Genomic DNA, 15,003 nt, shown 5'->3' with positions numbered 1-15,003 from the left:
GCTGGAAACCAATGAAACTCGTTGACCAGCTGTCCCACCTGTCCGCACCTGGCGCTTCGTCCGCCGTCGACCCCGACGAGCTGTACACGCGCTTCCTGGAATGGACCGAAGCCCGCGGACTGTCGCTGTACCCGGCGCAGGACGAGGCCATCATGGAGCTGGCGACGGGCGCCAACGTCATCCTCGCCACCCCCACCGGCTCCGGCAAGTCCCTGGTTGCCGTCGCGGCCCATTTCCAGGCCATGGCCCAAGGGCGGCGCAGCTACTACACCGCACCGATCAAGGCGCTGGTGTCCGAGAAGTTCTTTGCCCTCTGCGACATTTTCGGGGCTGAGAACGTGGGCATGATCACGGGCGACTCCGGCGTCAACCAGGACGCGCCGATCATCTGCTGCACGGCGGAGATCCTGGCGAACACCGCACTCCGCGAGGGCGCCGCAGCAGACCTCGGCGCCGTGGTCATGGACGAGTTCCATTTCTATTCGGACCCGCAGCGCGGCTGGGCGTGGCAGGTTCCGCTCCTGGAACTGCCCCAGGCCCAGTTCCTGCTGATGTCCGCGACCCTGGGCGACGTGACCCGGTTCGAGAAGGGGCTGACGGACCTGACCGGGCGTCCCACCACGACCGTCAGCTCGGCCGAACGCCCCATCCCGTTGCACTTCTACTACCACGAGACGCCGGTCCACGAGACCCTTGAGGAGCTGCTGAGCACCAGGCAGGTCCCGGTGTATGTGGTGCATTTCAGCCAGATCGAAGCGATCGACCGCGCCCAGACGCTCATGAGCATCAATGTGTGCACGCGTGAGGAAAAAGACAGGATCGCCGAACTGATCGCGAACTTCCGTTTCGCCGCCGGTTTCGGCAAGACCCTCAACCGCCTGGTCCGCCACGGCATCGGCGTGCACCACGCCGGCATGCTGCCCAAGTACCGCCGCCTGGTGGAGCAACTGGCGCAGGCCGGCCTGCTGAAAGTCATCTGCGGCACCGACACGTTGGGTGTGGGCATCAATGTGCCCATCCGCACCGTCCTGCTCACGGCACTGAGCAAGTACGACGGCGTCCGCACCCGGCTGCTCAACTCCCGTGAGTTCCACCAGATTGCAGGGCGGGCGGGACGGGCCGGGTACGACACCGCCGGGACCGTGGTGGTGCAGGCGCCGGAGCACGTCACCGAGAATGTCCGGGCCATGGCGAAGGCAAAAGCCAAGTTCGGCGACGACCAGAAGAAGCTGCGGCAGGTGGTGAAGAAGAAGCCACCGGAAGGATTCGTGTCCTGGGGTGAGCCCACCTACCGGCGCCTCGTGGAGTCGGTGCCGGATCCGTTGGCGTCCAGCTTCACCGTCACCCACGCCATGCTGATGAACCTGATGGAACGCCCCGGCGACCCCTTCGCCGCTGCCCGCCGGCTCCTCACGGAGAACCACGAAACCCGCCCTGCACAACTGCGGCTGATGAAGAAGGCGCTGGGAATCTACCGGGAACTGCTGGCAGCGGAAGTGGTCGAACGCATCCCCGAGGCCGAACGGGGCCAGGACGGCCGGACGGTCCGGCTGACGGTCCACCTCCAGCCCAACTTCGCGCTGAACCAGCCGCTCTCCCCCTTTGCGCTCGCGGCGCTGGAGCTCCTGGACCCGGAGTCGCCGTCGTACGCCCTTGACGTTGTGTCCGTGATCGAGGCGACGCTGGAAAAGCCGCGCCAGATCCTGTCGGCGCAGCAGAAGAAGGCCCGCGGCGAGGCCGTGGCCGCCATGAAGGCCGACGGCATCGAGTATGACCAGCGGATGGCCATGCTGGAGGACGTGAGCTACCCCCAGCCGCTGGCGGGGATCCTGGCGGAGGGCTTTGAGGTATACCGCAAGGCGGCACCCTGGGTGGGCGACTTCGAACTCGCCCCCAAGTCCGTGGTCCGCGACATGTACGAGCGCGCCATGAACTTCGGCGAGTTCGTCCAGTTCTACGGGCTGGCCCGCTCCGAAGGCATTGTATTGCGGTACCTCGCTGATGCCTTCAAGGCGTTGCGCCAGACCGTCCCGCAGGACCTGCTCCGCGATGACCTGGAGGACCTCGTTGCCTGGCTGGGCGAACTGGTGCGGCAGGTGGACTCCAGCCTGCTGGATGAGTGGGAGGAACTCGCGTCCGGGGCCATGCCGACCCCGCACGACGCACCGCCGCCTCCCCCGCCGTCGCTGACGTCCAACATCCGCGCCTTCCGGGTGATGGTCCGCAACGAAATGTTCCGCCGGGTGGAACTGTTCGCCGACGAGGACAGCGCCGCCCTGGGCGAACTGGACGCCGGCTCCGGCTGGGATGCCGACCGCTGGGAAGACGCCCTGGACGCCTACTTCGACGAGCATGACGACATTGGCACCGGACCGGACGCCCGCGGGCCCAACCTGCTGATCATCACCGAGGAAAAGGGCCTCTGGCGGGTCCGGCAGATCTTCGACGACCCGGCGGGCAACAACGACTGGGGCATCTCCGCGGAGGTGGACCTGGACGGATCAGACGAAACAGGCACGGCAGTCCTGCGCGTCACGGCCGTCAACCGGCTTTAGGTAAGCTCGGACCATGAGTGTAATCCGCCCCGCAACCGAGCATGACGTCCCCGGGATCCTCCGGATGATCCACGAACTGGCGCACTACGAAAAGGAGCCGGACGCGGTCCGGAACACGCCGGAGATGCTGCACGGGGTGCTGTTCGGTGACAACCCCCGGGTGTATGCGGCCATGGCGGAAAACGCGGCCGGCGAGGTGCAGGGCTTCGCGCTCTGGTTCCTCAACTACTCCACCTGGGAAGGCGTCCACGGAATCTACCTCGAGGACCTTTACGTGCGGCCTGAGGCACGCGGCGAGGGGCACGGCAAGGCATTGCTGCAGCACCTTGCGGGGATTGCAGTACGGAACGGATACACCCGGGTGGAGTGGAGCGTGCTGGACTGGAACGAACCCTCCATCAACTTCTACCGCAAACTCGGGGCACGCCCCATGGACGGCTGGTCCACCTTCCGGCTGGCCGGCGAGGCGCTGCAGGACTTCGGGGGCACAGCCCGGCACGGCCGATCCGTCCCCGCAGCAGCCCATGGCTGAGGCAGTACACCGGATCCACGCCCGCCACGAGTTCCGGGGCATGCGCACCGTGGAACATTACTTCACCGTGCCCCTTGACCACTCGGCCGCGGGCCGGGACGCGGAAACCATCACCGTGTTCGCGCGGGAGTATGTGGCTGCCGGGCACACGCCGGAGGAAGCGGAAAACCTTCCCTGGCTGCTGTTCCTGCAGGGTGGCCCGGGCGGCCGCGGGAACAGGTTCGGCTCCCTGGGCGGCTGGAGCAAGGCAGCGGCCAAAGACTTCCGGATCCTGATGCTGGACCAGCGTGGCACCGGCCTGTCCACCCCTGCCGACCGGAACACTTTGCCGCTGCGGGGCACGGCGCGGGACCAGGCTGCCTACTTGGAACACTTCCGCGCGGATTCGATCGTTGCCGACGCCGAACTGATCCGCAAGGCCCTGGGCATCCCCTACTGGACCATCTACGGCCAAAGCTATGGCGGGTTCTGCGCACTGACCTACCTGTCCTTTGCCCCGGAAGCCCTCCGCGAGGTGCTGATCACCGGGGGCCTGGCGCCCCTGACGGGCCCCGCGGACGACGTGTACCGCGCAACGTTCCAGCGGGTGGCGGCCCGGAACGCCGAATACTTTTCGTGGTACCCGGAGGACCGGGAGATCGTCGAGCGCATTGCCGGTCACCTGCGCGCAACCGCTGAACAGCTTCCGGACGGCAGCCCCCTCACCGTGGAACGCTTCCAGATGGCGGGAGCCTTCCTGGGCGGCAACACCCGGGTGGACAGCCTGCACTACCTCCTGGAAGATGCGTTCGTTGAAACCCCCGGCGGGCCCCGGCTCTCGGACAGCTTCCTGGACCAGATGCAGGGAGTTGCCTCACGCCGCTCCAACCCGCTGTACGCCCTGATGCACGAGTCCATCTACGGGCAGGGCCAGGCCACGGACTGGGCAGCGTGGCGGGTACTGGACGAGTACCCCGAATTCCGGCCCGATGCCACGCCGCTGCTCCTGACCGGCGAGATGGTCTACCCCTGGTACTTCGAACAGGACCCTGCGCTGCAGCCCCTGCGGGACGTTGCCGGCCTGCTGGCGGCCAAGAGCGACTGGAAGCCGCTCTACGACATGGCGCGGCTGGCCCGCAACCGGGTCCCGGCGGCGGCCGCTGTCTACGCGGACGATATCTACGTGGACCGGAAGCTGTCTTTGGAGACAGCGTCCGCCGTCCGCGGCCTGCAGGTGTGGGAGACCGGCGACTTCCACCACGACGGCATCGCCGACGACGGCGAGGGGATCTTTGCCAGGCTCCTGGGCATGGCCAGGTCAGGCCGCCGCTGACCTGCGTCGCGCGGAGATGGTGGTGACGGAGGCGGCGGCAAGGACGCCGGCGGCGACGGCGGCTGCCAGCATGTTGAGGCCAAAGTAACCGGTCCCGCTCAGCACCAGGCCGGAGGCGGCCCCACCGATCGCTCCGGCGGCGCCCATCAGCATGTCGGAGACGCCCTGGACCGCCACCCGGGCGTCCTGGCCGACGCTTTCGGCCAGCAGGGTGGAGCCGGCGACCGTCGAGGCGGACCAGCCCAGTCCCAGCAGCACCAGGCCCACCGCGACGGCGGTCGTGGAGTCCTCCCCGAAGCCGGCGACGGCGACTCCCGCGATCAGGACGGCGAAGCCGAGCATGATGGTTTCCGTCCTGCCGGCTTTGTCCGTCAGCCATCCCATCACCGGCGACAGGGCGAACATGCCGGCGATGTGCAGGGAAATGGTGAAACCAATGATCACCAGGACCCCGCCCTCGGCAGCGTGGCCGGCGTGGGACGCGCCCGGCCCTTCGACCAGGTGCTGTAAATGCACCGGCGTCATGGACATGACCCCCACCATGACGGCGTGGGCCCCAACGATTGCGCTGACGGCCAGGACCGCGGGCCTGGACGCCCGGATGGCCCGCAGTCCCCTGCGCAGCCTGCCGCCGGGAGCCGCGCCGGGCATGGCACTGTCCCCGGCCGTGGTCCGGGCGGCCAGCTCCCGCGCAAGCAGCAGGGGATCCGGCCTGAGGCCTGCGAAGACCAGGATGACGGCGATCAGCAGCCCCGCGCCCGAGATGACGAACGGTCCGGCTACCGCCGGCAGGCCCAGCGCCAGTCCGACCGCCGCGCCGGGCTGGATCAGGTTTGGGCCGGCGACGGCGCCGAGCGTCACGGCCCACACGACGGTGGCCAGCGCCCGGCCGCGGTGCTCGGCTTCAGCGAGGTCGACGGCGGCGAACCGGGCCTGCAGGTTCGCGGCGGTTCCGGCACCAATGCCTGCGGCACCCAGGACGAGGAGCGGGAAGGCCGCCAGCACGACTGAGAGCACCATCAGTACCGCACCGGCAAAGGCTGCCAGCATCCCGGTGACCTGGCCCGCCCTGCGTCCCCGGCGGTCAGCCAGCGATGCCAGGGGGATGGCAGCGAGGGCTGCCCCCAGGGTCATGACGGTGGCCACGGCTCCGGCCCAGGCGTTGGAGCCGGAAAGATCGACGGCGAGGATGGAGCCGATGGAAACGGTGGCGCCTGTTCCGATGCCGCCGAAAACCTGGGCGGTCCCGAGCAGCGCCACCGTGCGCCGCTGCACCCGCCGGACGTCCTGCTCCGTCATCATCGTAGGGGCCATGTCTTGAGGATAGTCCTGCAGCACGGCGGAGGGCAGGGGCGGCGGGCCCCAGCCCGCAGCACCCGAAACGCAGCAGTCCCGGCCGCGTGGGAACGGGCCGGGACTGCTGATCCACGTGCCGGGCGGCAGTGGAGACTGCTACTCGACTTCGCTGTGGCTCTTGCGGACGTCCTCTTCGAGACGGGGGTCCAGGTGGGCTTCCTTGGCCTTGGAGCTGAGGAGGCTGGCGACCACGGCGATGATGATGGTGCCGACAATGACCGCCAGCGACACGAACGTGGGGATTTCAGGGGCCCACTCGATGTGCTTGCCGCCGTTGATGAAGGGCAGCTCGTTGACGTGCATGGCGTGCAGGACCAGCTTGACGCCGATGAACGCCAGGATGAAGGACAGTGCGTGCTTGAGGTAGACCAGCCGGTTCATCAGGCCGCCGAGGAGGAAGTACAGCTGGCGCAGGCCCATCAGGGCGAACAGGTTGGCGGTGAACACGATGAAGGGGCTCTGGGTGAGGCCGAAGATGGCGGGGATCGAGTCGACGGCGAACAGCAGGTCCGTTAGGCCGATGGTGATGAAGACGATCAGCATGGGGGTGAAGACCCGCTTGCCGTTCACGGTGGTGCGCAGCTTGCCTTCGTCGAACTTCTCCGACATGGGGATGACCTTGCGGATCCTGGCGATCAGCGGGTTCTCCCGGTCCTCTTCGTCTTCACCCTCGTCCTGGGCCTGCTTCCATGCGGTCCACAGCAGGAACGCGCCGAAGATGTAGAACACCCAGCTGAACTGCTCGATCACGATGGCGCCGAGCAGGATGAAGATGCCGCGAAGGACCAGCGCGATGATGATGCCCACCATCAGCACTTCCTGCTGGTACTTACGGGGCACGGAGAACCGGGCCATGATGATGATGAAGACGAACAGGTTGTCGATGCTGAGGCTGTACTCCGTGACCCAGCCCGCCACGAACTGGCCGCCGTACTCATGTCCGGCGAAGACGAACATGGCGCCGGCGAACAGCAGTGCCAGGGTGACGTAGAACGCCACCCACAGGCCTGCCTCCTTCATGGAGGGCTCGTGCGGGCGTCGGACCACCAGGAGGAGGTCGATCAGGAGGATCAGTCCGAGGACGACAAAAGAGCCGACCTCGAACCACAAGGGCAATTCGAGCACAGGTAAACCTTTCGCGGGGCACAGAGAAGCGGTGTAAGTCTCTCCGGCCTGCCTGTGCACTTGGTGCTGATGTGGCGGCCCGCTACGCCCGGCCGGGCAACCATGCCCTGCGTGTTGACGATCGTAGCGCTTGGGATACTCCCCTACGTGACGTTAACTGTACCGCAGCCCGGCCGGACGCGACCGCCCGGTGACGTATGTGTCAGGCGTGCCCGGCCGACTGCATCTGCCGCAGTTCCTTCTTCAGTTCGGAGACCTCGTCCCGGATCCGTGCGGCGACCTCGAACTGGAGTTCCGCCGCCGCCCCGTGCATCTGCTCCGTGAGCTGCTCGATCAGGCCCACCAGGTCCTCGGCCGGCGCCGCGGCCAGCCCGTCGGAACGGACCTGCGCGGCGCCCTTCCTGGCACCGGGCTTGGTGGCTCCGGTGATGCCGCGCTTGCCCTTGCCGTAGTCGAAGCTGCCCAGCAGGGCGTCGGTGTCGGCATCTTCCTTGGCCAACTGGTCCGTGATGTCGGCGATCTTCTTCCGGAGCGGCTGGGGATCGACGCCATGTTCCTCGTTGTACGCCACCTGGATGGCGCGGCGCCGGTTGGTTTCGTCGATGGCGTTCGCCATCGAGTCCGTGATCCGGTCCGCGTACATGTGCACCTGGCCGGAGACGTTGCGTGCGGCACGTCCGATGGTCTGGATGAGCGAAGTGGAGGAACGCAGGAAGCCTTCCTTGTCCGCATCCAGGATGCTGACCAGGGACACTTCGGGAAGGTCGAGTCCTTCACGGAGCAGGTTGATGCCCACCAGGACGTCGAAGGATCCCAACCGCAGCTCACGCAGGAGCTCCACGCGCCGCAGGGTGTCGACGTCGGAGTGCAGGTATTCGACTTTCACGCCGTGGCCCAGCAGGTAGTCGGTGAGGTCCTCCGCCATGCGTTTGGTCAGCGTGGTCACCAGGACGCGTTCGTCCTTCTCCACCCGGGTCTTGATCTCGCCCAGGAGGTCATCGATCTGCCCCTTGGTGGGCTTGACCACCACCTCGGGATCCACCAGGCCAGTGGGACGGATGATCTGCTGAACGAAGCCGTCGGCCTTGCCCAGCTCATACTTGCCGGGGGTGGCGGAAAGGTAGACGGTCTGGCCGATGCGCTCCAGGAACTCGTCCCATTTCAGGGGCCGGTTGTCCATGGCGGACGGCAGGCGGAAGCCGAAGTCCACCAGGTTCCGTTTGCGGGACATGTCACCTTCGTACATGGCGCCGATCTGCGGAATGGTCACGTGGGACTCGTCCACCACCAGCAGGAAGTCATCCGGGAAGTAATCCAAAAGGCAGTGGGGTGCGGTGCCCGGCCCCCGCCCGTCGATGTGCGCCGAGTAGTTCTCGATGCCGTTGCAGAAACCCATCTGCTGCATCATTTCGAGGTCGTACGTGGTGCGCATCCGCAGGCGCTGAGCTTCAACGAGTTTGTTCTGGCTTTCCAGCACCTTCAGCCGGTCCGCCAGTTCGTCCTCGATTCGCTTGATGGCCCGCGCCATCCGTTCCGGGCCGGCCACGTAGTGCGAGGCCGGGAAGACGTACATCTCTTCCTCGTCGCGGATGACCTCGCCGGTGAGCGGATGGAGCGTGTAAATGTTCTCGATCTCATCGCCGAAGAACTCGATCCGGATGGCCAGTTCCTCGTACATCGGAATGATTTCCACGGTATCGCCCCGCACCCGGAACGTGCCGCGGTGGAAGTCGACGTCGTTGCGGGCGTACTGCATGGAGACGAACTTGCGGAGGAGGTCGTCCCGGTTCATTTCGGCACCCTTTCGCAGGGTGACCATGCCGGAAATGTATTCCTCCGGGGTTCCCAGGCCGTAGATGCAGGACACCGTGGCCACCACGATGACATCGCGCCGGGTCAGCAGCGCGTTGGTGGCGGAGTGGCGGAGCCGTTCGACTTCCTCGTTAATGGAGGAATCCTTCTCGATGAAGGTGTCCGTCTGCGCCACGTAGGCTTCGGGCTGGTAGTAGTCGTAGTAGGAGACGAAGTATTCCACCGCGTTGTTGGGCAGGAGTTCCCGGAACTCGTTCGCCAGCTGGGCGGCGAGGGTCTTGTTCTGCACCATCACCAGGGTGGGGCGCTGCACCTGTTCGATGAGCCAGGCGGTGGTGGCGCTCTTGCCCGTACCGGTGGCTCCGAGCAGCACCACGTCCTTTTCGCCGTTGTTGATGCGTTCAGTCAGTTCCGCGATGGCCGTGGGCTGGTCACCGGCGGGCTTGAACTCGCTGATGACTTCGAAGGGAGCGACAACACGGTTGATATCCTGCGCAAGGCTCATGCATCTAATCTACAACCGGCCACTGACACCGGACCGCCGAGTCCGTTACGGGCGAACACCGGCCGGTGCGCGTGGGGCGTCAGGAAGCGTACGACGGCGGTTCCCACCCGGTTGCCGCGGCCCAGGCGGCCATCAGGGGCCACGCGACGTCCGTGAACCAGGGCTCCTTGGCCTCCGCGTAGTCCCGGGTGCCTGGCGAACCGGCGAAGCGGCCGGCCAGGGCCAGCTTGTGGTCTCCATAGCGGCCCCGCGCTTCGGAGTCGTCCCGCAGCCAGTCCCTGAACATCAGGGCGTACCGCCATCCGGCAGATCCTGCAGCCCTCACGTGGACGTTGACGGGGCGTCCGGGATCGGCGTTGGCGTGGAACCGCTTCAGCCACGCGGACTGGTCCGGATCGTCCGGCTTCGGGGTGTCCTGTTCCACGCCGCGGACTGCCGGGAATCCTGCTGCGGCCAGGAGCGGGGCAAGCCGGTCCGCGGCGTCGAGGTCCCGCACCGCAACCTGCAGGTCGATGACGTCCTTGGCGGCGAGCCCGGGGACGGACGTGGAACCGACATGGTCGACGGCCAGGACGAGTTCCGGCGCGGCCGCCGTGATCCGCGCGGCCAGCCTGGCTGCTTCCCGGGCCCATTCCGGCCGGTGGGCCTCCAGCACCGGGCCCCCGGACCGCGGCGCACGGGTTCCCGCGGCCAGGTTCCGTGCGAACGGCACCAGGCGGGAGTCCCACAGCCGGTCCACCTGGTCCAGCAGCTGCTGCAGGGACCCTGAGTTGTCAAGGACGACGTCGGCAGCGGCCAGCCGCACTTCGCGCGCCGCCTGTGCAGCCATCCGGGCGCGGGCGGCGTCGGCGTCCATGTTCCGGTGCTCCAGCATGCGCTGCAGCCGGATGTCGTCCGGGGCGTCCACGACGACGACGAGGTGGAAGCTGCTCCCCTGGCCGGTTTCCACCAGCAGGGGGATGTCCTGGACCACCACGGCGTCAGCGGCGGCCGCGGCAGTCATGGCCGCGGCTCGGGCACGGACCAGCGGATGGACGATTCCGTTCAGCACGGCGAGCCGGTCCTTGTTGCCGAACACCGCTTCGCCGAGCCTGGGCCGGTCAAGCCGGCCTTCGGCGTCGAGCATCCCGGCGCCGAACTCCGCGACAATCCGGGCCAGGCCGTCGGTGCCGGGCTCCACCACCTCCCTGGCCAGGGCGTCGGCGTCGACGAGCACGGCGCCGCGTTCCCTCAGGCGGGCGGCAACCACTGACTTCCCCGAGGCGATACCGCCCGTCAATCCGATCTTCAGCACCCTCCCACCCTACGCGCCGGACTCCCCTTGACCCCGCTGCGGCAGGCCCAGCCCAGGTCACCGCGGACCGGGCGTCGCCGCGGGGCCGGCCGGCAGCCCTTAGACTTGCCGAGTGCAGGATAACGACAGCCGGGCCACGGCCTACACAACCCTGGCGCCCGGGACGGATTACCGGCACGAACTGGAGATCAAGCGCTCCCGGTTCATCACGGTGCTCCGCCGGGCAGGCACCGAGGAGGAGGCCCGGGACCTGGTGGCAGGCCTGCGCCGCGAGTTCCATGATGCCCGTCATCACTGCTCGGCGTTCGTGCTCGGGCCGGACCGGACCATCCAGCGTTCCAGCGACGACGGCGAACCCTCCGGGACGGCCGGCGTCCCCATGCTTGAGGCCCTCCTGAAAAGGGAAACCGGGCCCGGGGTGACGGACCTCAGCGACGTCAGCGCCGTCGTCGTCCGCTACTTCGGCGGCGTCCTCCTCGGAGCGGGCGGCCTGGTGCGGGCCTACTCGGAATCCATCTCTGCGTCCCTGGACCAGGCCCCCATGGTGCGCCGCAGCCGGCTGCGGATCTGCTCGGCGGCGGTGGCGCACGCGGCAGCGGGACGGCTGGAGAACGACCTGCGGTCCGCGGGTATGGTGATGGCCGGCCCCGAGTACCGGGACCGGCACACAGTGCTGCGGATCGCCGTGCCCGATGACGCCGACGCTGTTGCCGCCGCGGCCGAACGAATCCTGCAGCTCACCGCCGGTGCTGCCAGCCTTGTCCCCGAAGGAACGGAATGGGTCGATGAAGTCCTCGCCTGAGGTAACCCTGCATGACGTTGATGACGCCATGGCGGACCAGCTCCTGGAACTGGCCAAGCGCGACGCGTCCCCGGACGAGGTCGCTCCCCCGCTCGGCGGCCCTGGCTGGAACCTTGAGCGCACGGCCTGGTTCTTCGGCTACCACCATGCGGCCGCCGCCGGACTCGACGGCCCGGCCGGTGAGAAGTCCTGGGCTGTCTTCAGCGGCAGCGAACCGGCCGGATCGATCCGGCTTAAGCGGGATGCCGGCGCGGATGTTCCCACGGCGGAAACCGGCATCTGGCTGGGCCGCAGCTTCCGCTCCCGCGGGATCGGCGCAGCAGCGCTGGACCTGGTCCTCGCGGAAGCACGCCGCGCGGGCCTGCGCCGCGTCACTGCCCGCACCCTGGCCGCCAACGGAAGTGCCCAGCGGCTTCTGGCGTCCGCCGGGGCGGCCCTGGCGCATGACGACGACGGTACGGTGCTCGCCGTCGTCGAACTCTGACCGCCCGGCCGACCGGAATGCGTCATTTATGCGCACCGGGCGGCCTGCGCCCCGGTGCACAGTAGGGAACTTTCCGTTTCGGGCAGCCAAAAACCAGGCCTTTGGGCCGGGGCATCGACCTTAAAGCAGCAGACCCCCTGCCGGAAGGGCAGGGGGTCTGCTGCTTGTCGGCCCGGAGGACCCGGGCCGGTGGCAATTAGTTGCCGGTCAGCTTCTCGCGCAGTGCGGCAAGAGCCTCATCCGATGCCAGGGTGCCTGCACCGGAGTCGGTGGAAGCGGGCTCGGAGGAGTAGCTGGTGGCGCCGGAGTCGCCGTCACCGGACGTCGCTGCGGCAGCGTCGTCGGCAGCGTGCTGGGCAACCTGCTTCTTGTGGGATTCCCAACGTGCCTGGGCGTCAGCGTACTGCTGCTCCCATGCGGCGCGCTGCGCTTCGTAGCCTTCGAGCCATTCGTTGGACTCGGGGTCGAAGCCCTCGGGGTACTTGTAGTTGCCCTCTTCGTCGTACTCTGCGGCCATGCCGTACAGAGCAGGATCGAATTCGGTGCTGTCGGCGTCGACGCCCTCGTTGGCCTGCTTGAGGGACAGCGAGATGCGGCGGCGTTCGAGGTCGATGTCGATGACCTTGACGAACAGTTCGTCGCCAACGGACACAACCTGCTCGGCCAGTTCCACGTGGCGGACAGCCAGCTCGGAGATGTGGACGAGGCCTTCGATGCCGTCTTCGACGCGGACGAACGCACCGAACGGAACGAGCTTGGTGACCTTACCCGGAACAACCTGGCCCAGGGCGTGGGTGCGGGCGAAGGTCTGCCACGGATCTTCCTGCGTAGCCTTGAGCGACAGGGAGACACGCTCGCGGTCCAGATCCACTTCGAGGACCTCGACGGTGACTTCCTGGCCAACCTCGACAACCTCGGACGGGTGGTCGATGTGCTTCCAGGACAGCTCGGAAACGTGAACCAGGCCGTCTACGCCGCCCAGGTCCACGAAGGCACCGAAGTTGACGATGGAGGAAACGACGCCGGGACGGACCTGGCCCTTTTCCAGCTTGTTGAGGAAGGTGGAGCGGACCTCGGACTGGGTCTGCTCGAGCCATGCACGGCGGGACAGGACCACGTTGTTGCGGTTCTTGTCCAGTTCGATGATCTTGGCTTCGATCTGCTGGCCGATGTACGGAGCCAGGTCGCGCACACGGCGCATCTCGACGAGGGATGCGGGCAGGAAGCCGCGCAGGCCGATGTCGAGGATAAGACCACCCTTGACAACCTCGATGACGGTACCGGTGACAACACCGTCTTCTTCCTTGACCTTCTCGATGTCGCCCCAGGCACGCTCGTACTGAGCACGCTTCTTGGAGAGGATCAGACGGCCTTCTTTGTCTTCCTTGGTGAGCACCAGGGCTTCGACCTGATCGCCGACGGAGACAACTTCTCCGGGGTCAACGTCGTGCTTGATGGAAAGCTCGCGGGAGGGGATGACACCTTCGGTCTTGTAACCGATGTCGAGCAGGACTTCATCGCGGTCGACCTTGACGACGGTACCTTCGACGAGGTCTCCGTCGTTAAAGTACTTGATGGTCGCGTCGACTGCTGCGAGGAAGTCCTCAGCGGTACCGATGTCGTTGATGGCGACCTGCGGGGTACCGGGCTTCTCGGTGGAGGTGATGGTCATGTAGTAGGGGCTCCGTTGTGGATAGTTAGTCGGTCAGGCAAACCGGCGCGCCCGCGTCGTGGAACGCAGGCGCGATTCTCGGCAAATCCGTTGGATTCCCCGGGTCATCCTGATTTTGTGGATTGGTGTAGTTCTTACTGCCGTGTTTTATCACCGCAGAAGCGTGCACGTGGTACACGCCCGTTTATTCTAGTCGCAGCCCCAACACGGGGTCAAAACCAGCAATCCAGGCGTCCCTCAGAAGTGCGTCAGGCAGTGGGTTGCCCGCTCCACGGCAAACATCTGCCGGGCGCGCAGCGCGGATCCGGAGGCCAGTTCCCTGATCTTTCCGGCCGCCCGCAGGGTCACCGGACACACTCCGCCCAAATAGATGGACGACAAGGCGGACACGTCCAGCTCGAGGTCGGCGGGGGTCCCCGCGGGGACGGGTTCGACGGCGGCCTGCCCGCCATTGATCTCCAGCCGGAAGGTTCCGCCGGTGAGTCCGAGGGGGTCCGTCACGCTGAGGACCAGGCTGCCGTCTGCCGGGTAGTGCCGGGCCTCCAGTGCCGCGGGCACATCGAGGATCCGCACCCAGAGCATGTCCCTGCTGTCGGAGGCGTCGATGCAGCGCGGGTCGGCCAGTGCCCAGGCGAGGGGATCATCCACGGGAGCCTCGGGCCAGGAGACGCGGTCCACGAGGTCGATCGCCGCGAGGTACTGCCAAAGCTCAAGGTACGCGGAGTCGGTGGCGGCCACGAGATCGACCACTTCCACGGTGTAAGGCTCGGTGTCCCAGCCGAGGAACTTGTAGGACACGTAGCCGTCGATGCCGCCGTCCGGACCGTAATGCAGTGTCGCCTTGATGGCGGGGTCCTCCTTGCCGTCACGGCCCAGCTCGCCGGAGGCCATCTGGCGGTAGAACTCCTGGCGGCCGACGGAGCCCGGGGTATGCCGGTGGACGCGGTCGAAGACAGCCGGCGCGACGTCCAGGAGCACCTTGGGTTCGGCGACCTCAACGGTCCCGGTGGGCTGGTGCAGCAGCCTGAACCTGGCCGTCGTGTCCACCTTGACGGACCGTTCCAGGCTGGCCACGCCGTAGCCGAAGCGGCCGTAGATGGTGCCCTCGGAGGCGGTGAGCGCGGCTACCGCGATCCCGTCGTCCTTGGCGGCCTGCAGGTCCTCGGTCATCATCCGCCGCAGCAGCCCGCGCCGCCGGTGCGAGGTCCGCACGGTCACCGCGGTGACCAGCTGGGCCTCCAGCATCCGGCCGAAACCGATGTTGAGGGTTTTGCGGAGGGTGCCGAACGTGGCCACGGGGACGTCGGCCGGCAGCGACGACGGCGCCACCTCACCCGTTTGGTAGGCCCCGGTGAAGATCCGGCCGTCCACCTCATAGGTGGCCAGGGACCGTGCCCGGTGTTCCGGCGTCCGGGTGGATTCGTGGAAACCGAACCCTACGGCCTTGGCCCAGGTTTCGGCCTCCGCATACCCGGCTTTGCCCTGGGAGACGGCGGGGAAGCGCCGGATGTCATAGTTTCCGCTCAGATCAGCCACAGCTGAGAGCCTAGCCAA

At 67.1% G+C, this 15,003-nt stretch carries 11 protein-coding genes; 5 read left to right on the top strand and 6 right to left on the bottom strand.

All coding sequences use genetic code 11. From position 1 onward, the window contains the following. Positions 1–11: 11 nt before the first annotated feature. The 3 genes from AS031_RS06155 to AS031_RS06145 are packed head-to-tail and all read left to right on the top strand — an operon-like array spanning position 12 to position 4,399. A complete protein-coding gene (locus AS031_RS06155) occupies positions 12–2,555 on the top strand; it encodes a DEAD/DEAH box helicase (RefSeq protein WP_058267245.1) in 2,544 nt (847 codons plus the stop codon). A gap of 13 nt (positions 2,556–2,568) precedes the next feature. Next, on the top strand, positions 2,569–3,087 hold the full coding sequence (locus AS031_RS06150) for a GNAT family N-acetyltransferase (protein ID WP_058267244.1): 519 nt from the start codon (positions 2,569–2,571) through the stop codon (positions 3,085–3,087). Further along, entirely contained in the window at positions 3,080–4,399 is a 1,320-nt protein-coding gene (locus AS031_RS06145; RefSeq protein WP_058267243.1) for an alpha/beta fold hydrolase, read from the top strand. The genes AS031_RS06150 and AS031_RS06145 overlap by 8 nt, the downstream gene beginning before the upstream one ends. Here the strand turns inward: AS031_RS06145 and AS031_RS06140 are convergent. The 4 genes from AS031_RS06140 to coaE all read right to left on the bottom strand — a co-directional run bounded on the left by AS031_RS06140 (position 4,385) and on the right by coaE (position 10,491). Then, positions 4,385–5,713 carry an MFS transporter gene (locus tag AS031_RS06140; RefSeq protein ID WP_058267242.1) on the bottom strand — a complete coding sequence of 443 codons (1,329 nt, stop codon included), beginning with the start codon at positions 5,711–5,713 and terminating at the stop codon, positions 4,385–4,387. The genes AS031_RS06145 and AS031_RS06140 overlap by 15 nt on opposite strands. Positions 5,714–5,851: 138 nt before the next feature. After that, positions 5,852–6,880: a TerC family protein gene (locus tag AS031_RS06135; protein WP_058267241.1), complete on the bottom strand. Its 1,029-nt coding sequence runs from the start codon at positions 6,878–6,880 to the stop codon at positions 5,852–5,854. Positions 6,881–7,082: 202 nt separating this feature from the next. After that, the gene (uvrB, locus tag AS031_RS06130) at positions 7,083–9,197 is read right to left on the bottom strand and encodes an excinuclease ABC subunit UvrB (RefSeq protein ID WP_058267240.1); all 2,115 of its coding nucleotides are present in this window, start codon (positions 9,195–9,197) and stop codon (positions 7,083–7,085) included. Positions 9,198–9,276: 79 nt separating this feature from the next. Further along, on the bottom strand, positions 9,277–10,491 hold the full coding sequence (gene coaE / locus AS031_RS06125) for a dephospho-CoA kinase (RefSeq protein ID WP_058267239.1): 1,215 nt from the start codon (positions 10,489–10,491) through the stop codon (positions 9,277–9,279). A gap of 112 nt (positions 10,492–10,603) precedes the next feature. Here coaE and AS031_RS06120 point away from each other — a divergent pair, with 112 nt between their 5' ends. Both AS031_RS06120 and AS031_RS06115 read left to right on the top strand, forming a co-directional pair. After that, the gene (locus AS031_RS06120; protein ID WP_058267238.1) at positions 10,604–11,293 is read left to right on the top strand and encodes an IMPACT family protein; all 690 of its coding nucleotides are present in this window, start codon (positions 10,604–10,606) and stop codon (positions 11,291–11,293) included. Continuing rightward, positions 11,277–11,777, top strand: coding sequence for a GNAT family N-acetyltransferase (locus AS031_RS06115; RefSeq protein ID WP_058267237.1), 501 nt, complete (start codon positions 11,277–11,279; stop codon positions 11,775–11,777). Before AS031_RS06120 ends, AS031_RS06115 begins: the two co-directional genes overlap by 17 nt. Before the next feature lie 196 nt (positions 11,778–11,973). On the opposite strand, the gene rpsA is transcribed toward AS031_RS06115, so the two are convergent. Beyond that, the gene (gene rpsA, locus AS031_RS06110; RefSeq protein ID WP_058267236.1) at positions 11,974–13,449 is read right to left on the bottom strand and encodes a 30S ribosomal protein S1; all 1,476 of its coding nucleotides are present in this window, start codon (positions 13,447–13,449) and stop codon (positions 11,974–11,976) included. 237 nt (positions 13,450–13,686) lie between these two features. After that, complete coding sequence (locus AS031_RS06105; protein WP_141688768.1) at positions 13,687–14,985, bottom strand: GNAT family N-acetyltransferase; 1,299 nt, start codon at positions 14,983–14,985, stop codon at positions 13,687–13,689. Positions 14,986–15,003: the final 18 nt, after the last annotated feature.

This window comes from Pseudarthrobacter enclensis (assembly GCF_001457025.1).
Taxonomy (GTDB): Bacteria; Actinomycetota; Actinomycetes; order Actinomycetales; family Micrococcaceae; genus Arthrobacter; species Arthrobacter enclensis.
Note: the sequence above shows the minus strand (reverse complement) of the source record. Positions and strands in the feature narration are given on the sequence as shown.